The organism is Mycolicibacterium sp. XJ662 (assembly GCF_053484035.1).
The window spans coordinates 301051-319424 of the sequence record NZ_JBEFTL010000005.1 but is presented as its reverse complement, the minus strand read 5'-3'; the positions used below and the strand labels follow the sequence as shown (position 1 = coordinate 319424).

General features: G+C 67.7%; 19 protein-coding genes and 1 pseudogene. 9 read left to right on the top strand and 11 right to left on the bottom strand.

Translation table 11 applies throughout. The features are described 5' to 3' along the window. Positions 1 to 19: 19 nt before the first annotated feature. Positions 20 to 1195: a radical SAM family heme chaperone HemW gene (gene hemW / locus ABQE93_RS17120; protein WP_448408722.1), complete on the bottom strand. Its 1176-nt coding sequence runs from the start codon at positions 1193 to 1195 to the stop codon at positions 20 to 22. A gap of 92 nt (positions 1196 to 1287) precedes the next feature. On the opposite strand from hemW, the gene ABQE93_RS17115 reads away from it, so the two are divergent. From ABQE93_RS17115 to ABQE93_RS17100, 4 genes are all read left to right on the top strand, one after another. Continuing rightward, positions 1288 to 1380 carry an Ms4527A family Cys-rich leader peptide gene (locus tag ABQE93_RS17115; RefSeq protein ID WP_448394970.1) on the top strand — a complete coding sequence of 31 codons (93 nt, stop codon included), beginning with the start codon at positions 1288 to 1290 and terminating at the stop codon, positions 1378 to 1380. 122 nt (positions 1381 to 1502) lie between these two features. Then, a complete protein-coding gene (locus ABQE93_RS17110; protein WP_448408723.1) occupies positions 1503 to 3176 on the top strand; it encodes a nitrite/sulfite reductase in 1674 nt (557 codons plus the stop codon). After that, on the top strand, positions 3173 to 3877 hold the full coding sequence (locus ABQE93_RS17105) for a phosphoadenylyl-sulfate reductase (protein WP_448408724.1): 705 nt from the start codon (positions 3173 to 3175) through the stop codon (positions 3875 to 3877). The genes ABQE93_RS17110 and ABQE93_RS17105 overlap by 4 nt, the downstream gene beginning before the upstream one ends. Next, positions 3856 to 4578: a sirohydrochlorin chelatase gene (locus ABQE93_RS17100; protein ID WP_448408726.1), complete on the top strand. Its 723-nt coding sequence runs from the start codon at positions 3856 to 3858 to the stop codon at positions 4576 to 4578. The genes ABQE93_RS17105 and ABQE93_RS17100 overlap by 22 nt, the downstream gene beginning before the upstream one ends. Before the next feature lies 1 nt (position 4579). Here ABQE93_RS17100 and ABQE93_RS17095 read toward each other — a convergent pair whose 3' ends face one another. From ABQE93_RS17095 to ABQE93_RS17070, 6 genes are all read right to left on the bottom strand, one after another. After that, a complete protein-coding gene (locus tag ABQE93_RS17095; RefSeq protein ID WP_448408728.1) occupies positions 4580 to 5641 on the bottom strand; it encodes a sulfate/molybdate ABC transporter ATP-binding protein in 1062 nt (353 codons plus the stop codon). A 27-nt stretch (positions 5642 to 5668) separates the two neighbouring features. Beyond that, positions 5669 to 6481, bottom strand: coding sequence for a sulfate ABC transporter permease subunit CysW (gene cysW / locus ABQE93_RS17090; RefSeq protein WP_448408730.1), 813 nt, complete (start codon positions 6479 to 6481; stop codon positions 5669 to 5671). After that, positions 6478 to 7356, bottom strand: coding sequence for a sulfate ABC transporter permease subunit CysT (cysT, locus tag ABQE93_RS17085; RefSeq protein WP_448408731.1), 879 nt, complete (start codon positions 7354 to 7356; stop codon positions 6478 to 6480). Before cysT ends, cysW begins: the two co-directional genes overlap by 4 nt. Beyond that, entirely contained in the window at positions 7353 to 8381 is a 1029-nt protein-coding gene (locus ABQE93_RS17080) for a sulfate ABC transporter substrate-binding protein (RefSeq protein ID WP_448408733.1), read from the bottom strand. Before ABQE93_RS17080 ends, cysT begins: the two co-directional genes overlap by 4 nt. Positions 8382 to 8501: 120 nt before the next feature. Then, positions 8502 to 8594 carry an Ms4533A family Cys-rich leader peptide gene (locus tag ABQE93_RS17075; RefSeq protein WP_448408734.1) on the bottom strand — a complete coding sequence of 31 codons (93 nt, stop codon included), beginning with the start codon at positions 8592 to 8594 and terminating at the stop codon, positions 8502 to 8504. 138 nt (positions 8595 to 8732) lie between these two features. Next, positions 8733 to 8930 carry a hypothetical protein gene (locus ABQE93_RS17070; protein WP_448408736.1) on the bottom strand — a complete coding sequence of 66 codons (198 nt, stop codon included), beginning with the start codon at positions 8928 to 8930 and terminating at the stop codon, positions 8733 to 8735. A gap of 32 nt (positions 8931 to 8962) precedes the next feature. On the opposite strand from ABQE93_RS17070, the gene ABQE93_RS17065 reads away from it, so the two are divergent. The 4 genes from ABQE93_RS17065 (at position 8963) to epsC (ending at position 13894) form a co-directional block, all read left to right on the top strand. Continuing rightward, a complete protein-coding gene (locus tag ABQE93_RS17065; protein ID WP_448408737.1) occupies positions 8963 to 10207 on the top strand; it encodes an FAD-dependent oxidoreductase in 1245 nt (414 codons plus the stop codon). Positions 10208 to 10273: 66 nt separating this feature from the next. Beyond that, on the top strand, positions 10274 to 12310 hold the full coding sequence (locus tag ABQE93_RS17060) for a glycoside hydrolase family 15 protein (protein WP_448408739.1): 2037 nt from the start codon (positions 10274 to 10276) through the stop codon (positions 12308 to 12310). 56 nt (positions 12311 to 12366) lie between these two features. Then, entirely contained in the window at positions 12367 to 13302 is a 936-nt protein-coding gene (gene cysK / locus ABQE93_RS17055; protein WP_448408741.1) for a cysteine synthase A, read from the top strand. A 7-nt stretch (positions 13303 to 13309) separates the two neighbouring features. Beyond that, positions 13310 to 13894 (top strand): serine O-acetyltransferase EpsC, encoded by a 585-nt coding sequence (gene epsC / locus ABQE93_RS17050; RefSeq protein WP_448408743.1) that lies wholly within the window; start codon positions 13310 to 13312, stop codon positions 13892 to 13894. A gap of 24 nt (positions 13895 to 13918) precedes the next feature. Here epsC and ABQE93_RS17045 read toward each other — a convergent pair whose 3' ends face one another. Both ABQE93_RS17045 and lepA read right to left on the bottom strand, forming a co-directional pair. Further along, positions 13919 to 14635 (bottom strand): sensor domain-containing protein, encoded by a 717-nt coding sequence (locus ABQE93_RS17045; protein WP_448408744.1) that lies wholly within the window; start codon positions 14633 to 14635, stop codon positions 13919 to 13921. A gap of 7 nt (positions 14636 to 14642) precedes the next feature. Beyond that, positions 14643 to 16552 (bottom strand): annotated as a pseudogene (gene lepA, locus ABQE93_RS17040) (translation elongation factor 4). A 21-nt stretch (positions 16553 to 16573) separates the two neighbouring features. Here lepA and ABQE93_RS17035 point away from each other — a divergent pair. Next, complete coding sequence (locus ABQE93_RS17035) at positions 16574 to 17176, top strand: type II toxin-antitoxin system PemK/MazF family toxin (protein WP_448408745.1); 603 nt, start codon at positions 16574 to 16576, stop codon at positions 17174 to 17176. Positions 17177 to 17248: 72 nt separating this feature from the next. Here ABQE93_RS17035 and ABQE93_RS17030 read toward each other — a convergent pair whose 3' ends face one another. Both ABQE93_RS17030 and ABQE93_RS17025 read right to left on the bottom strand, forming a co-directional pair. After that, positions 17249 to 17860, bottom strand: coding sequence for a GNAT family N-acetyltransferase (locus tag ABQE93_RS17030; RefSeq protein ID WP_448408747.1), 612 nt, complete (start codon positions 17858 to 17860; stop codon positions 17249 to 17251). Then, the gene (locus tag ABQE93_RS17025; RefSeq protein WP_448408749.1) at positions 17860 to 18291 is read right to left on the bottom strand and encodes a CBS domain-containing protein; all 432 of its coding nucleotides are present in this window, start codon (positions 18289 to 18291) and stop codon (positions 17860 to 17862) included. Before ABQE93_RS17025 ends, ABQE93_RS17030 begins: the two co-directional genes overlap by 1 nt. Between the last annotated feature and the right edge of the window lie 83 nt (positions 18292 to 18374).

Genomic DNA, 18374 nt, shown 5'->3' with positions numbered 1-18374 from the left:
GCCGCGCCTGGTCGAGCTGTTAATCCAGAAGGGTGCGCACCACCGCGTCGGCCAGCAGCCGGCCCCGGTCGGTGAGCACCAACCGGTCGGACCGCACCGTGGCGAGCCCGTCGTCGACCACCGTTGCGGCGCGGCGGCGTTCGGCCTCGTTCAGCACCCCCATCGCCAGCCCGTCGCGCAACCGCACCCTCAACAGCACGTCCTCGATGTGGCGCGTGTCGGCATCGAGCTGTTCGTAGCCGGCGACCGGAAGCCGGCCCTCGCCCAGGGTCTGCGCATAAGCGTTGGGATGCTTGACATTCCACCACCGCGTCGCGCCGAGGTAGCCGTGTGCGCCCGGCCCGGCGCCCCACCACTGACCGCCGTTCCAGTAGCCGATGTTGTGTCGACACTCGCCGCCGGGCCGGCACCAGTTCGACACCTCGTACCAGTCGAAGCCGGCCGCCGACAGCCGCGCGTCGAGCAGTTCGTAGCGGTGCGCCAACTCGTCGTTGTCGGGGGTGGTGAGCTCGCCGCGGCGCACCCGCCGCGCCATCGCGGTGCCGTCCTCGACCACCAGCGCATACCCGGAGACGTGGTCGACGCCGGCGTCGACGGCGGCCTCGACCGAGCCCAACAGATCCTCGTCGCGCTCCCCCGGCGTGCCGTAGATCAGGTCGAGGTTGACGTGCTCGAACCCGGCGGCGCGGGCCTCGCGGGCCGCCTCCAGCGCACGCCCCGGTGAGTGCACCCGGTCCAGCACCGCCAGCACGTGCGGGGCCGTGGACTGCATGCCGAGCGAGACCCGGGTGTACCCGGCGGCGCGCAACTGGTCGAAGAACCGCGGCGACGTCGACTCCGGGTTGGCTTCGGTGGTGACCTCGGCGTCGGGCGCCAGGTCGAAATGCGCGCGGATCGCGTCGAGCACCGTGGCCAGGCCATCGGCGCCCAACAGCGACGGGGTGCCGCCGCCGACGAACACGGTGTCGACCGGCGGCGGCGCGCCCAGTGCCGCAGCGGCCAGCCGAAGCTCGGTGCGCAGCCCGGCCAGGTATCCGGCCGGGGTGGCGCCGCCCAGTTCGGTGGGTGTGTAGGTGTTGAAGTCGCAGTATCCGCAGCGCGTCGCGCAGAACGGCACGTGGACGTAGACGCCGAACGCGCCACCGGGGGTGGCCTCGAGGTTCGGCAGCGCCGCGGGCGCCGTTCGCACGGTCATACCGTCCAGCTTCCCAGAAGAGTTCTGCTCCTTCTGAGCGCAAATATGGGCCGGTTAGGGCGTCGGGCCAAGTTCATGGCACAATTGGCACCGTGACTGCCGCACGCATCTTCCCCCGCATTTCGCTGGTGGCGCGTCGGCATGTCGATTACAAGCGCGTTTGTACCTGTTGCTGTCTGCCTTGACGCGCTGATTACGGACCCCAGCCCACCAACCTCTTCTAGCTGGCCGCCGGATCTGCGCCGCCGGACAGCTCTCCGGTGACACGCGCGATCTGAACGCCGGCTCCACGAAGGAGCCAACACGAATGACTCAGGCAAAAGCCAAACCCGCCCGCCAGCCACGCGCAGAAGGCCAGTGGGCCCTGGGCTACCGGGAACCGCTCAACGGCAACGAGCAACTCAAGAAGGACGACAACCCGCTCAACGTGCGGGACCGCATCATCAACATCTACGCCAAGACCGGCTTCGACGGCATCGATAAGACCGACCTGCGCGGCCGCTTCCGCTGGATGGGTCTCTACACCCAGCGCGAGCAGGGCTATGACGGCACCTGGACCGGCGACGAGAACGCCGATCTGCTGGAGGCCAAGTACTTCATGATGCGGGTCCGCTGCGACGGCAAGGCGCTTTCGGTCGCCGCGTTGCGCACGCTGGGTGGAATCTCCACCGAGTTCGCCAGGGACACCGCCGACATCACCGACCGGATGAACCTGCAGTACCACTGGCTGGAGATCGAGGACATCCCCGAGGTGTGGCGTCGGCTCGACGAGGTCGGGCTGCAGACCACCGAGGCCTGCGGCGACTGCCCGCGCGGCATGCTCGGCTCGCCGCTGGCGGGGTTGTCCCTCGACGAGGTGCTCGACCCGTCGCCGGCGCTCGACGAGATCGTGCGCCGCTACATCGACAACCCCGAGTACTCCAACCTGCCGCGCAAGTACAAGACCGCGGTTTCGGGTCTGCAGGACGTCGCCCACGAGGTCAACGACATCTCGTTCATCGGGGTGAACCATCCCGAGCACGGGCCCGGCCTGGACCTGTGGGTGGGCGGCGGGTTGTCGGTCAACCCGATGCTGGCCCAACGGCTCGGCGTGTGGGTGCCGTTGGACGAGGTGCCCGACGTATGGGAAGCGGTCACCTCGGTGTTCCGCGACTACGGCTACCGCAGGCTGCGGTCCAAGGCGCGGCTGAAGTTCCTGGTCAAGGACTGGGGTGTCGAGAAGTTCCGCGAAGTCCTCGAAACCGAGTACCTGAAGCGCCCGCTGATCGACGGTCCGGCGCCCCAGCCGGTCAAGCATCCGATCGACCACGTTGGCATCCAGAAGCTCAAGAACGGCCTCAACGCCGTCGGCGTCGCGCCGATCGCCGGCCGGGTGTCCGGCACGATCCTGACCGCGGTGGCCGACCTGATGGAGAAGGCCGGCACGGACCGGGCGCGGTTCACGCCGTATCAGAAGCTGATCATCCTCGACGTGCCCGACGAGAAACTCGACGAGCTGACTGCCGGGCTGGCCAAGCTGGGGTTGCCCGCCGAGCCGACGCACTGGCGCAAGAACCTGATGGCCTGCACCGGCATCGAGTTCTGCAAGCTGTCGTTCACCGAGACCCGCACCCGCGCGCAGACGTTGGTGCCGGAGTTGGAGAAGCGGCTCGAGGACATCAACGCCCAGCTCGACGTGCCGATCACGATCAACCTGAACGGCTGCCCGAACTCGTGCGCGCGGATCCAGGTGGCCGACATCGGTTTCAAGGGCCAGATGATCGACGACGGCGACGGCCCCGAAGAGGGCTTCCAGGTGCACCTGGGTGGCAGCCTCGGGCTGGACAGCGGGTTCGGCCGCAAGCTGCGCCAGCACAAGGTGTTGGCCACGGAGCTCGGCGACTACATCGACCGGGTGATCCGCAACTTCGTGAAACAACGCGAGGACGGCGAGCGTTTCGCTACGTGGGCGATGCGAGCCGAGGAGGCGGATCTGCGGTGACTGACGTTCTATCCGACACCGACCTGCAGGCGCTGGCCGAGCGGGGCGCCAAGGAACTCGACGGTGCCAGCGCCGTCGACCTGCTGCGCTGGACCGACGAGAACTTCGCGGGTAACTACATCGTGGCGTCCAACATGCAGGACGCGGTGCTCGTCGATATGGCCGCCAAGGTGCGCCCCGGTGTGGACGTGCTGTTTCTGGACACCGGGTATCACTTCGCCGAAACGATCGGCACCCGTGATGCGGTCGCGTCGGTCTACGACGTGAACGTGGTCAACGTCACCCCGGAAAAGTCCGTGGCCGAACAGGATGCGCTGTTCGGCAAGGATCTGTTCGCCCGTGAACCCAACGAGTGCTGCCGGATGCGCAAGGTCGAGCCGTTGAGCAAGGCGCTGAGCGGATATTCGGCATGGGTCACCGGCATCCGGCGGGTGGAGGCGCCGACGCGCGCGAACGCGCCGCTGATCAGTTGGGACAACGCGTTCGGGCTGGTGAAGATCAACCCGTTGGCGGCGTGGACCGACGAGGACATGCAGAGCTACATCGACGCCAACGGCGTGTTGGTCAATCCGCTTGTCGACGAGGGCTATCCGTCGATCGGCTGCGCGCCGTGCACGGCCAAGCCCGTCAAGGGCGCCGATCCGCGCAGCGGCCGCTGGGCGGGCACCGGCAAGATCGAATGCGGGCTGCACGCCTCGTGACGCTCATTTTGACCGCGCACGGCAGTGTCGATCCGCGCTCGGCGGCGGTGACGCATGCGGTCGCGGGCCGGATCCGGCGGCTGCGGCCGTGGCTGGACGTGCGTGCGGCGTTTCTGGAGAACGCCGCACCGAGCCTCGGTGACGTGCTGGCCGGCGTGCCCGGCCGCGGCGTGGTGGTGCCGTTCCTGCTGGCCGACGCCTACCACGCCCGTATCGACCTGCCCGCGGTGATCGAAGCCTCGGGAGCCGACGTCGAGCAGGCCGGGGTGCTGGGTGAGGATCCGGCGCTGTTGTCGGTGTTGCGACAGCGCCTCGCCGAACGTGGCGTGTCTCCGGACGACGACGGCCTCGGTGTGCTGGTCGTGGCCGTCGGGTCGTCGAGCGTCACCGCGAACGCCCGCACCGCCTCGGTGGCGCAGGCGCTGGGCGCCGGAACCCGTTGGGTGGGCGCCGAAGTCGCGTTCGCCACCGGCCCGCATCCCAGCGTCGACGACGCGGCGAAGGCGCTGCGCGCCAAAGGTGCACGACGTCTGGTGATCGCGCCGTGGTTCTTGGCGCACGGCCGCATCACCGACCGCGTCGCCAACTACGCTGCCGCACAGGGTATCTCGATGGCCGAGCCGCTGGGGTCACACAACCTGGTGGCCGCGACGGTGCTGGACCGCTTCGACGCGCTCACTGCCGCAACCGTGGCGGCCTAGCCTAGCTCAGGCTTTCGACTGCGCCGCGCTCGTCAGCGGTGTCGGCTGCTGGCACCTCGGAGCCCGCCGGTATCGCGGGGATGCGGGTGGCGCGGACGTAGACGGTGTCGCCCTCTTTCAACGCGAGCGCTTCGGCGTCGCCGCGGGTGATCTGCGCGGTGAACGAGGTGTTCGATGCGGCGTTGGTGAGTTCGACGCGGACTTCGAAGCCCAGCATGACGATCCGGTCGATCGTGGCTCGCACCACGCCGGTGGCGGCGATGGAGTCTTCGCTGGCCGCGATGGCCATCTCCGGGGTGCGTCCGACGCGGATGTCGTGGGGGCGCACCAGGCTGCCGTTCAGCGAGGACACCGCCCCCAGAAACGACATCACGAACGCGTTGGCGGGTTGGTCGTAAACCTGTGTCGGAGAACCGACCTGCTCGATACGCCCCTTGTTGAGCACGGCGATGCGGTCGGCCACGTCCAGCGCTTCGGACTGGTCGTGGGTGACCAGCACGGTGGTGACGTTGACCTCCTCGTGCAGATGCCGCAACCAGACCCGCAGATCCTCACGGACTTTGGCGTCCAGCGCGCCGAACGGTTCGTCGAGCAGCAGCACTTGGGGGTCGACGGCCAGCGCGCGCGCCAGCGCCATGCGTTGGCGTTGTCCCCCGGAGAGCTGGTTGGGGTAGCGGGTCTGAAAGCCGGTCAGCCCCACCACGTCCAGCAGGTTGTCGACCTTTTCCTTGATCTCGGCTTTCGGTCGTTTGCGGATCTTGAGGCCGAAGGCCACGTTGTCACGCACCGTCAGATGCTTGAACGCCGCGTAGTGCTGGAACACGAACCCGATACCGCGTCGCTGCGGCGGCACGTTGGTGACGTCGCGGCCGTTGATCGTGATGGTTCCGGTGTCGGGCTGGTCCAGCCCGGCGATCGCGCGCAGCAGGGTGGATTTACCCGAACCGCTGGGGCCGAGCAGCGCCGTCAACGACCCCGACGGCACGTCGAAGTCGACGTTGTCGAGCGCGGCGAAGTCGCCGTAGCGCTTGTTGGCGCCCCGCACGGTGATCGCGTTGGTCACGGCTGTCGTCTCCTCATCGCCCATGGCTCAGGTGTCCAGTTTCGCGCGGCGGGCGTCGAGAATCACCTGCACGATCAACACGATCACTGCCACGCTCATCAACAGTGTCGAGATCGCGTACGCGCCGTACTCGTTTCCGAGCGCGTGGCGGTCGGACACCAGCAACGTCAACGTCTGCGACTGGCCCGGCAGGTTCGACGACACCATGATCACGGCCCCGTACTCGCCGAGCGTCCGCGCGACGGTCAACACCACCCCGTACATCAGACCCCACTTGATCGAGGGCAGCGTGACCAGCCGGAAGGTCTGCCACGCGCTGGAGCCCAGGGTCGAGGCGGCCTCCTCCTGGTCGGTGCCCAACTCGTGCAGCACCGGTTCGACCTCGCGGATCACGTAGGGCACGGTGACGAAGATGCTGGCCAGCACGATGCCCGGGAACCCGAAGATGATCTTGAGGCCGAGGTTGTTCTCGACGAAGCCCAGCGCACCGGCCGAGCCCCACAGCAGGATCAGCGCGACACCGACCACCACCGGCGACACCGCAAACGGCAAATCGATCACCGCCTGCAGCATGCTCTTGCCACGAAACTTGTTGCGTGCCAACACCAGAGCGGTCGGGACCCCGAAGATCACGTTGAGCGGCACCACGATGGCCACCACGATCAGCGAAAGTTGCAGCGCCGAGATGGCCGCCGGCGTGGTGATGGACCCGACGAACTCGCCGATACCGGGTTCGAAGGTGCGCCACAGAATCAAGCCGACCGGCACCACCAGCAAGACCAGCAGATAGCCCAGCGCCAGGAAGCGAAGCAGGTAGCGAACCGCAGGCGACAACGTCACGTCGTCAACTCCTGGCGTTTGGCCACCCGCGAGCCGATGGTGCGCAAGATGAACAGCACCACGAACGAAATCGTCAGCAGCACAATCGATACCGCCGCCGCGCCGGTGCGGTCGTCGAACTCGATCAGCGTGCGGATGTACTGCGAGGACACCTCGGATTCACCGGGCACCGCGCCGCCGATCAGCACCACCGAACCGTACTCACCGATCGCGCGGGAGAAGGCCAGGCCGGCACCGGAGAGCAGGGACGGCAGCAGCGCGGGCAGCATCACCAGCCGGAAGATCGTGAAGTTGTCGGCGCCCAGCGACGCCGCGGCCTCCTCGACCTCCCGGTCCAACTCCAGGATCACCGGCTGCACCGAGCGCACCACGAACGGCAGGGTGACGAACAGCAGCGCGACGCCCACCCCCCACTTGGTGTGCTGGATGTGGATCCCCACCGGGCTGCTGGGCCCGTAGAGCGCCAGCATCACCAAGCTGGCCACGATGGTGGGCAACGCGAACGGCAGGTCGATGATGGCGTCCACCAACCGCTTGCCGACGAAGTCGTCGCGGGTGAGCACCCACGCCACCAGCAGGCCGAAGAACAGGTTGATCACCGCGACCGCCAGCGAAACCGTCAGCGTGACCTGAAACGACTGGATCGCGCCGGTCGAGGTCACCGCCTGCCAGAACGCATCCCACCCGCCGCCGGCGGACTGCCACACGATCGCGGCGAGCGGCAGCAGCACGATGATCGACAACCACGTGGTGGCCACGCCGACGCGCAACTTCGTGTTGCCGTAGCGGCTGACGAAAAATCCCTTGGGCGTCCCGGCGTCGTCAAACGGCTCCTCCGGGAGCCGCGGACCTTTCGCGTCGAGGCCAGCTGTCATCCCGTTGCTTCTTTGTAGATTTTCGTGATCGTGCCGTTGTCCTTATCGAACAATGCCGCATCCACGCTCTGCCAGCCACCCAAATCGGCGATGGTCCACAGTTTTTCCGGAGCGGGAAAATCGTCGGCGAAATCCGACGCGACCCCGGGATCGACCGGCCGGAAACCCGCCTCGGCCCAGATCTTCTGCCCCTCAGGGGTGTAGAGGAAGTTCTTGAGCGCGTTCGCCTTCTCGAGGTGCGGGCTCGAGGTGACGACCGCCACGGGGTTCTCGATCTTGAACGTCTGCGGCGGGCTCACATGTTCGACGGGCTTGCCCTGCCGTTCGATGTTGATGGCCTCGTTCTCGTAGCTCAGCAGCACATCACCGGTGCCCTGCAGGAACAGGTCGCTGGCCTCACGCCCGGACGACGGCCGGGTCCTGATGTGTTCCGTCACCAGTTCGTTGACGAAATCCAGCCCGGCCTGCGGGTTTTCGCCGCCGTTGCTCTTGGCGGCGTACGGCGCCAACAGGTTCCACTTCGCCGATCCCGAGCTGAGCGGGCTCGGGCTCACCACCTCGAGCCCCGGCTGCAGCAGGTCGTCCCAGTCCCTGATGTTCTTCGGGTTGCCCTCCCGCACCACCAGCGTGACGACGGAGCCGAACGGGACGCCGCCGGTGGCGTCGGCGTTCCAGTCCTCGGCGACCTTGCCCGCCTTGACCAGGCGGGCGACGTCGGGTTCGACGGAGAAGTTGACGATGTCGGCGGGTTTACCGTCGACCACAGCGCGCGACTGGTCGCCCGAGGGGCCGTAGGACGCGGCCACCGCGGCGCCCTCACCTTCCTGGGTGGCCGCGAACGCCGGGATGATCTGGCTCCAGCCGGGCTCGGGAACCGCGTAGGCGACCAGCGTCAGCGTGCTGTCGCCGCCACCGGTTTCCGGGGCGCCGCCGACGACGTCGCTGGACCCGCCGCCGCACGCGGCGAGCAGGCTCGCGGCGGCGACGACGGCGGCGGTGCGCCAGGACTGCTGGTGATGACGCATTGGTGACCTTTCCTTGCAGGGACGCTAACGAAGACGATCCGTCACGTCGGCAAGGCGCGAGCAGCGTTCGGGCTCAAAAAAGTTGCCGCCGACACACCAAAACCGTGGACGGGAATGGAGTCAGCAACAACAGCAGACATCAGCGACGGCAGCGAATCCCACGGCGATGAGGGCCAAGACATGGCCGCCCTTGTTGCCGGTTGCCGTACGCATGGGGCGAAGAATAACAGAGCCGGCCGGTTCTGCACGGTGTGGCTCAGCCACCCTGACGTGTCACCAGCCAGGTGACGAGCACCAACACCACCAGGAAAACCAGCGCCATCGTCACCCTCGACGGTGGCATACCGCCCCTCATCGGGCGTCGTCCTGGTCGAGATGGCGCACCCGCCGCACCAGCCGAATGCTGTTGCCCAGCGCGCCGTCGAGCACCACAGCAATGCCGAACGCCAGCGCGAGCACCACGGGCATCACCACAGCCGTCTGCACAACGAACGGCAGCCCGGTGAGCCACAGCTCAACGCCGTCCCACCAATTGAGGAAGCCGTCCACCCGGCCAGCGTATGTGATGCAAAGATTGCGCCGTGCCCGAGGACGAGGAGCGCACCGACAGTACCGGCTGCATCGTCGCCGGCGGCGGTCCCGCGGGAATCATGCTGGGCCTGCTGCTTGCCCGCGCCGGCGTCGACGTCACGGTCATGGAGAAACACGCCGACTTCCTGCGTGACTTCCGCGGTGACACCGTGCATGCCAGCACGCTGCGGTTGCTGGATGAACTCGGCCTCGCCGAGCAGTTCGCTCAGCTGCCGCACCGCGAGATCGAACAGCTCTCCCTCGACGTGCAGGGCACCGAGGTGGCCATGGATTTGCGGCGAATCCCCGGGCCGCACAAACACATTGCGCTGGTTCCCCAGTGGGACTTCCTCGAGCTGTTGGCGTCGGCGGCCGAAAAGGAGCCGACGTTCACACTGCTGCGCAGCACCGAGGTACTGGGGCCGATCCTGCGCCGCGGCGCGCGCACCCCCACCGTGGTCGGGGTCCGGTACCGCACGCCCGACGGTGCGGTCCGCGCGATGCACGCGCCGCTGACCGTCGCCTGCGACGGCCGGTCCTCGACGCTGCGCGCCGCGATGGGGCTGACGCCGAAGAACTTCGGCGCGCCCATGGACGTGTGGTGGTTTCGGCTGCCGCGCCGCCCCGACGACCCGCACGGTCTGGCCGGGGTGCTCGGCGCGGGCCACGCCCAGATCGTCATCGACCGCGGCGACTACTACCAATGCGCCTACGTCATCCCCAAGGGCCGCGACAGCGACCTTCGCGCCGAGGGCGTCGAAGCGCTGCGCCGCGACGTGGTGGCGCTGGTGCCGTGGCTGGCCGAGCACACCGCGGCGCTGACGTCGATGGACGAGGTCAAGCTGCTCAACGTGGCGCTCAACCGGCTGCGCCGCTGGTACACCGACGGGTTGTTGCTGATCGGCGACGCCGCCCACGCGATGTCGCCGGTCGGCGGCGTGGGGATCAACCTCGCGGTGGCCGACGCCGTCGCCGCCGGGCGGATGCTGGCCGGCCCGCTGCGCACCGGTGAGGTCTCCACCCGGCACCTGGCGCGGGTGCAGGTCCGCCGGTGGCTGCCTGCGGCGCTGGTCCAGGCGGTGCAGCGGCTGATCCACGCGCGGGTGATCGCGGTCGCGGTGGGCGCGACCGGCCCGGCCAAACCACCGCTTCTGGTCCGGATCGCCGCCCGCGCGCCGCTGTTGCGCCGGGTCGCGGCCTACGGCGTCGCGATCGGCCCGCTGCCCGAACACGTGCCTGCGTTCGCCCGCCGCTGAGACGGTGCGCGGGAACACGCGACGATTCGGTGGACGCCGAGCAGGTCCGCAGTCGATGATGTCGGCATGGTGCTGCCACACATCGAGCCATCCGAAGGGCCAGCGGAGACCGACAACGGATCGGCGTCCGGCCGCCGCGGCGACCCGAACGCGCCGTTGACGATGACCGGGCCGATGCCCTACGCACCATCCGCGTCGTTGCGGAACCCCTTTCCGCCGATCGCCGACTACGCGTTTCTGTCCGACTGCGAGAACACCTGCCTGATCTCGTCGGCCGGGTCCATCGAATGGCTGTGCGTGCCGCGTCCGGACTCCCCCAGCGTGTTCGGCGCGATCCTCGACCGCGGCGCAGGCCACTTCCGGCTGGGCCCCTACGGGGTGTCGGTGCCTGCCGCCCGCCGCTACCTGCCGGGCAGCCTGATCCTGGAGACCACCTGGCAGACCCACACCGGCTGGCTGATCGTGCGCGACGCGCTGGTGATGGGGCCGTGGCATGACCTCGACGCCAGGTCCCGCACGCACCGCCGCACCCCGATGGATTGGGACGCCGAGCACATCTTGCTGCGCACGGTGCGCTGCGTCAGCGGCACGGTCGAGTTGGTGTTGAACTGCGAGCCGGCCTTCGACTACCACCGCATCCCGGCCACCTGGGAGTACTCGGCCCAGGCCTACGGGGAGGCGATCGCCCGCGCCCGCCGCGACCCCGATGCGCATCCGACGCTGAGGCTGACCACCAACCTGCGGCTGGGGCTGGAAGGCCACGAGGCCCGCGCCCGCACCCGGATGAAGGAGGGCGACAACGCGTTTGTCGCGCTGTCCTGGTCCAAACACCCCGCGCCGCAGAACTACGAGGAAGCCGCCGACAAGATGTGGCAGACCAGCGAATGCTGGCGGCAGTGGATCAACATCGGCAACTTTCCCGACCACCCGTGGCGGGCCTACCTGCAGCGCAGCGCGTTGACGCTGAAGGGGCTCACCTACTCCCCGACCGGTGCGCTGCTGGCGGCGCCCACCACGTCGTTGCCGGAAACCCCACAGGGCGAACGCAACTGGGACTACCGCTACGCGTGGGTGCGCGACTCCACGTTCGCGCTGTGGGGTCTGTACACCCTGGGTCTGGACCGTGAGGCCGACGACTTCTTCGCGTTCATCGCCGACGTGTCCGGTGCCAACAACGGTGAACGCCACCCGCTTCAGGTGATGTACGCCGTCGGCGGTGAGCGCACCCTGGTCGAGGAGGAACTGCACCACCTGTCCGGCTACGACGGTGCCCGCCCGGTGCGCATCGGCAACGGCGCCTACAACCAGATGCAGCACGACATCTGGGGCACGATGCTGGACTCGGTGTATCTGCACGCGAAGTCGCGTGAGCAGATTTCCGACACGTTGTGGCCGGTGCTCAAACAGCAGGTCGAAGAGGCGATCAAACATTGGCGCCAGCCCGACCGCGGCATCTGGGAGGTGCGCGGCGAGCCGCAGCACTTCACCTCCAGCAAAATCATGTGCTGGGTGGCGCTGGACCGCGGCTCCAAACTCGCCGAACTGCAGGGTGAGAAGTCCTACGCCCAGCAGTGGCGCGCCATCGCCGAGGAGATCAAGGCCGATGTGCTCAAGAACGGCGTCGACTCGCGCGGGGTGCTGACCCAGCGCTACGGCCACGACGCGCTGGACGCGTCGCTGCTGCTGGCGGTGCTGACCCGGTTCCTGCCGCCCGACGACCCGCGGGTGCGGGCCACCGTGCTGGCGATCGCCGACGAGCTCACCGAGGAAGGCCTGGTGCTGCGCTACCGCGTCGAGGAGACCGACGACGGCCTGGCCGGCGAGGAGGGCACGTTTACGATCTGCTCGTTCTGGCTGGTGTCGGCGCTGGTGGAGATCGGCGAGATCCACCGCGCGAAACACCTGTGTGAGCGGCTGCTGTCGTTCGCCAGCCCGCTGCATCTGTACGCCGAGGAGATCGAGCCGCGTACGGGCCGCCACCTCGGCAACTTCCCGCAGGCGTTCACCCATCTGGCGTTGATCAACGCGGTGGTGCACGTGATCCGCGCCGAGGAGGAGGCCGACAGCTCCGGCGGGTTCGTACCCGCCAACGCGCCGATGTAACCGAGGTGCCTTACCGCTACTCTCGGTCTGACGAATGGGCTTGACCAAAGGGCGGTATGGGCAACATCTATAGCGACGTCAGCGAAATCGTGGGACGGACCCCGCTGGTCCGACTCAACCGCATGACCGAGGGCCTGCAGGCGCAGGTGCTCGCCAAGTTGGAGTTCTACAACCCGGCCAACAGCGTCAAGGACCGGATCGGGGTGGCGATCGTCGACGCGGCCGAGGCCGCCGGCGCGCTGCGGCCGGGCGGCACGATCGTGGAGGCCACCAGCGGCAACACCGGCATCGCCTTGGCGATGGTGGGCGCGGCGCGCGGCTACCGGGTGATTTTGACCATGCCCGACACCATGTCGACCGAACGCCGGGTGATGCTGCGGGCCTTCGGCGCCGAGATCATTTTGACCCCCGGCGCCGAGGGCATGGCCGGGGCCGTCGCCCGCGCCCAACAGATCATCGCCGAGACCGAGAATGCGGTGCTCGCAGACCAATTCGCCAACCCCGCCAATCCGGACATCCACGAGCGCACCACCGCCGAGGAGGTGTGGGCCGACACCGACGGCACGGTCGACGTCTTCGTCGCCGGCATCGGCACCGGCGGCACGTTGACCGGCGTCGGGCGGGTACTCAAGTCCCGTAAGCCCGAGGTGCAGATCGTCGGCGTCGAACCGGCAGACTCCCCGATCCTCAACGGCGGCGAACCCGGCCCGCACAAGATCCAGGGCATCGGGGCCAACTTCGTTCCCGAGGTGCTCGACCGCGAGGTCTACGACGAGATCATCGACGCCGGATTCGACGACTCGATCACCGTCGCGCGCGCGCTGGCCACCCAGGAAGGCATCCTGGGCGGCATTTCGGCGGGGGCCAACGTGTGGGCCGCACTCGAGTTGGCCAAGCGGCCGGAGAACGCCGGGAAGGTGATCGTGGTGGTGATCCCCGACTTCGGTGAACGCTATGTCTCCACGCCATTGTTCGAGCACGTCAGGGACTGAGACCGTGATGGCGCTGCTGTCCACATTGCGGGAGGACCTGCAGAACGCCCGTGCCCACGATCCGGCCGCGCGCGGGGACGTGGAGAACGCGCTGGTGTACTCCGGTTTGCACGCGATCTGGGCCCACCGGGTAGCGCACCGGATGTGGGCGCGTCCGGCGCTGCGCGGACCGGCCCGCGTGCTGATGCAGATCGTCCGGGCGGCCACGGGGATCGAGATTCACCCAGGCGCCACCATCGGCCGACGCTTCTTCATCGACCACGGCATGGGCGTGGTGATCGGCGAAACCACCGAGATCGGTGACGACGTGATGATCTACCACGGGGTGACGTTGGGCGGACGCACCCTCAAACGGGTCAAGCGCCACCCCACGATCGGCAGCCGGGTCACGATCGGTGCCGGTGCCAAGGTGCTGGGTCCGCTCACGGTCGGCGACGACAGCGCGATCGGCGCCAATGCCGTTGTCACCCGCGATGTTCCGGCGGATTCGATCGCGACCGGCATACCGGCGGTGGTGCGGCACCGCACCGCGCAGGAACGAGAGCAGGCCGTCGACCCCACCTGCTACATCGATCCCGCGATGTACATCTGAGGGCCGCGTCCCGGCGTGTGCCGGTCAGTCGGCGATCTTGTCCAGCATCGCGGCGGCGATGGCGACCGCGTCCTGAGCACCCATCGGATCGGGCCCCGCGAGATCCGAAATCTCCACGTCCACAACGCAATCCGCGGCGATGCCCAGCGCGCGCTGAACCGTCGAGCCGGCGTCGTGCAGCACGACGGCCGACACGGTGCTCTGATCGACGGCGACGCCGGTGATCCTGCTGACGGCGGAGGTGTGCGAGCCGGGCCGTTGCAGCACCAGCGCCTCGCCGTTGCAGCGGTGCCAGTCCTCGGCCGCGGCGGCGAAGAACTCCTGGGCGGCGTCGGCGGTGGCGAACTGCACGACACCGTAGAAACCCGACGACGACGGACCGCTGACGTCACCGCCCGCCCAGGACTGGCTGGCCACGGCGCGCACCGGAGCGGCGTCATACACCGTCTTCTGCAACCGGTAACCGGTGCTCACACAGTCGGCGGGCGTCGCTTGGCCTTCCCCGACGCTCTGCAGCAGCAGGTCGGGACCGCCCTCGACGAGTTGGCCCGAGAAGCCCGTCGTGCCCAGCATCGCGGCCAGTTCGTCAGCCGTGGGCAGGACCTGGGCGAGCGCGCGCACCGGCGACGGTTTGACGACCTCGGCGATCCGCAACGTGGGCGGGTCGGTGACCTGGGTCGAACACCCGGCAAGCACCACACCGGCGCTCAGCGCGACGACGGCCAGCCCGCGCGAGCGCATCGGCTGCCTACTTCTTGGCCTTGTCGGCAGCCGAGTCGGTGGACAGGGCGGCGACGAACGCCTCCTGCGGCACCTCGACCCGACCGATGGTCTTCATCCGCTTCTTACCTTCCTTCTGCTTTTCCAGCAGCTTGCGCTTGCGGCTGATGTCACCGCCGTAGCACTTCGATAGCACGTCTTTGCGGATCGCGCGGATGTTTTCGCGAGCAATGATCTTCGACCCGATCGCGGCCTGCACCGGAACTTCGAACTGTTGGCGCGGGATCAGCTCCCGAAGTTTGGTCGTCATCTTGTTGCCGTAGGCATACGCCGCGTCCTTGTGCACGATCGCGCTGAACGCGTCGACCGGCTCACCCTGCAGCAGGATGTCCACCTTGACCAGGTCGGCTTCCTGTTCGCCCGCGTCCTCGTAGTCGAGGCTGGCATATCCGCGGGTGCGCGATTTCAGCGAGTCGAAGAAGTCGAAGATGATCTCGCCCAACGGCAGCGTGTAGCGCAACTCGACGCGTTCGGGCGACAGGTAGTCCATGCCGCCGAGCTCACCGCGGCGCGACTGGCACAGTTCCATGATCGCGCCGATGAACTCGCTGGGCGCGATGATCGTCGTCTTGACGACGGGCTCGTACACGGCGCGCATCTTGCCGCCCGGCCAGTCCGACGGGTTGGTCACCGTCAGTTCCGAACCGTCTTCGGTCACAACGCGATACACGACGTTGGGCGAGGTGGAGATGAGGTCGAGGTTGAATTCGCGCTCGAGACGCTCGCGGGTGATCTCCATGTGCAGCAGGCCCAGAAAGCCGCAGCGGAAACCGAACCCCAGCGCCACCGACGTCTCGGGTTCCCACGTCAGCGCGGCGTCATTGAGCTGCAGCCGATCCAGCGCGTCACGCAGATCCGGGTAGTCGGAGCCGTCGACCGGATACAGCCCGGAGTAGACCATCGGCTTGGGTTCGCGGTAACCGGTCAGCGCTTCGGTGGCGCCGTTGCGCGCGGCCGTCACGGTGTCACCGACCTTGGACTGACGCACGTCCTTCACGCCGGTGATCAGGTAGCCGACCTCACCGACGCCAAGGCCGTCGGCGGGTTTGGGTTCCGGGGACATGATGCCGACTTCGAGCAGTTCGTGGATAGCGCCGGTGGACATCATCTTGATCCGCTCGCGCGGGACGATCTTGCCGTCGACGACGCGGACGTAGGTCACCACGCCGCGGTAGGTGTCATAGACCGAGTCGAAGATCATCGCGCGCGCGGGGGCGTCGGCGTCGCCGGTGGGGGGCGGCACCTCACGCACGAGGTGGTTGAGCAGGTCGGCCACCCCGTCGCCGGTCTTCCCCGACACGCGCAGGACGTCGCCGGGTTCACAGCCGATGATGTGGGCGATCTCGGCGGCATAGCGGTCCGGGTCGGCGGCGGGCAGGTCGATCTTGTTGAGCACCGGGATGATCGCCAGGTCGCGGTCCAACGCCAGGTAGAGGTTGGCCAGCGTCTGCGCCTCGATGCCCTGGGCGGCGTCCACGAGCAGCACCGCGCCCTCGCAGGCCTCCAGCGCGCGTGACACCTCGTAGGTGAAGTCGACGTGGCCGGGGGTGTCGATCAGGTGCAGCACGTAGTCGGTGCCGTCGATTTGCCAAGGCAACCGGACGTTTTGGGCCTTGATCGTGATGCCGCGTTCGCGTTCGATGTCCATCCGGTCCAGGTACTGCGCACGCATGGTGCGGTCGTCGACGACACCGGTGAGTTGCAGCATCCGGTCGGCCAGCGTCGACTTGCCGTGGTCGATGTGGGCGATGATGCAGAAGTTCCGAATCTGCGCCGGCGCGGTGAAGGTCTGGTCGGCGAAGCTGCTGATGGGAATCTCCTGGTGAGGCGGACTATGTGTGCTATCAGGGTATCCAGCGAGGTGCCGGTCGGCACAATCGCGGCCGGGCGACTTCACTTATGCTCGGCAATATGGCTCCGCCGTGGAAAACCTTTCAGAGGTTTGCCGAGAATTTGGTGTTCAACGAGGCGCCCAAGTTCGTCCGCCAGCTGCAGAATTCGCAGACGCTGCAGCGCGGTATCCAGCAGGGCATCAAGATCGGCATGGACGTCATCGCGGGCCCACCCGAGGCCGAGGCTCCGGCCATCACCGCGGGGCGCCCGGTCAGCCGAACGTTCGTGCCGACCGCGCACCGGGCCCGCAAGCTGGTCTACGCCCCCGACCTCGACGGCCGCGCCGATCCCGGCGAGATCGTGTGGACCTGGGTGGTCTACGAGGACGACCCGGACCGCGGTAAGGACCGTCCGGTGCTGGTGGTCGGCAGGGACCGGTCCACTCTGCTCGGGTTGATGCTCTCCAGCCGTGAACACCACGGCGACGACCCGAACTGGGTGGGGATCGGCGCCGGCAGCTGGGACTACGAGAGCAGGCAGAGTTGGGTGCGGCTGGACCGGGTGCTCGACGTGCCCGAGGAGGGCATCCGCCGCGAAGGCGCGATCCTCGAGCGCGAGAAGTTCGAGCTGGTCGCCACCCGGCTGCGGGCCGAATACTCCTGGAGCTGATTCCTTTTAGCGCGAGCGTGCGTGTTTGAGGACGACACGCCAGTCAAATGCCCGAGTTTGCGCACACTCGCGCTATCGCGGCGCGCGCCACATGGCCCACATCGTGGGCCCACCGTCGGGCATGTTGATCTCGCCGGTGATCTCGAAGCCGAACCGCTGGTAGTAGGGCACGTTGTCGGGGTTGCTGGACTCCAAGTAGGCCGGTGCGTGTTCGGCGTCCACCCGGTCCAGTCGGGACTGCATCAGCGCCCGTCCGAACCCGCCGCCGCGCACGGTCGGGTCACTGCCGATCACACCGAGATACCAGTGCGGCTCTTCGGGATGGCATTCCTTCATCAGCTCGCTGGCCTGACGACCTCGTTTTGCCCCCGCGCCCATCGCCAGCAGAAAGCTGGGCATCATCCGCAGTTCCTGCATCGGCGACTGCTTCCACCGGCCGGGTGGATCCCACAGCGCGGCCGCACCGATGCCGTCGGCTCCGAGCGCAACCTCGACGCCTCCGCCGGCCAGAAAGTGATGCCGGGTCATCGCCGCGAACATCCGCGTCAACCCCTTGGTGCGGCGGCTGTCGTCGGCCAGCATCCACTTCATCAGGGGGTCGTCGTGGAAAGCCCTGCCCAGGGTGCGGGCCAACGGCCGGATATCGCCCTTCTGCGGGGGACGAACGTCGATCGCGAATGGCATCAGCCGCCCTGGGTGATATAGGCCTCCAAGTGCTCCTGTTGTGCCTCGAGTTCCTCCATGCGCGTCTTGACCACGTCGCCGATGCTAACGATCCCGGCGAGGCGACCGTTCACCATCACCGGAATGTGACGCACCCGGTTGGTCGTCATCAACGCGCTGAGGCTGTCCACCGAGTCGTTGGGCGAACAGGTCGCCACCAGCGTGGACATGATTTCCGACACCGGCTGCGTGAGCAGTTCGGCGCCTCTTTTCTGCAGTGCGCGCACGACGTCGCGTTCGGACACGATGCCGACCAGGCCATCCTGTCCAATTACCACCATCGCGCCGATGTTGTGCACGCTCAACTCGGTCAGCAGCCCGGCGATCGAAGTCTCCGGGGTGATGGTCGCCACCGACGCACCCTTACTGCGCAATACGTCCGCGATCCGCATCGATGCCTCCGTTTCAGTGATCTTTCTCACACCAGGCTAGGTCGGTGTGGCGAAAAGCGGGAGGTTTTGGCATCGGTGTCCCA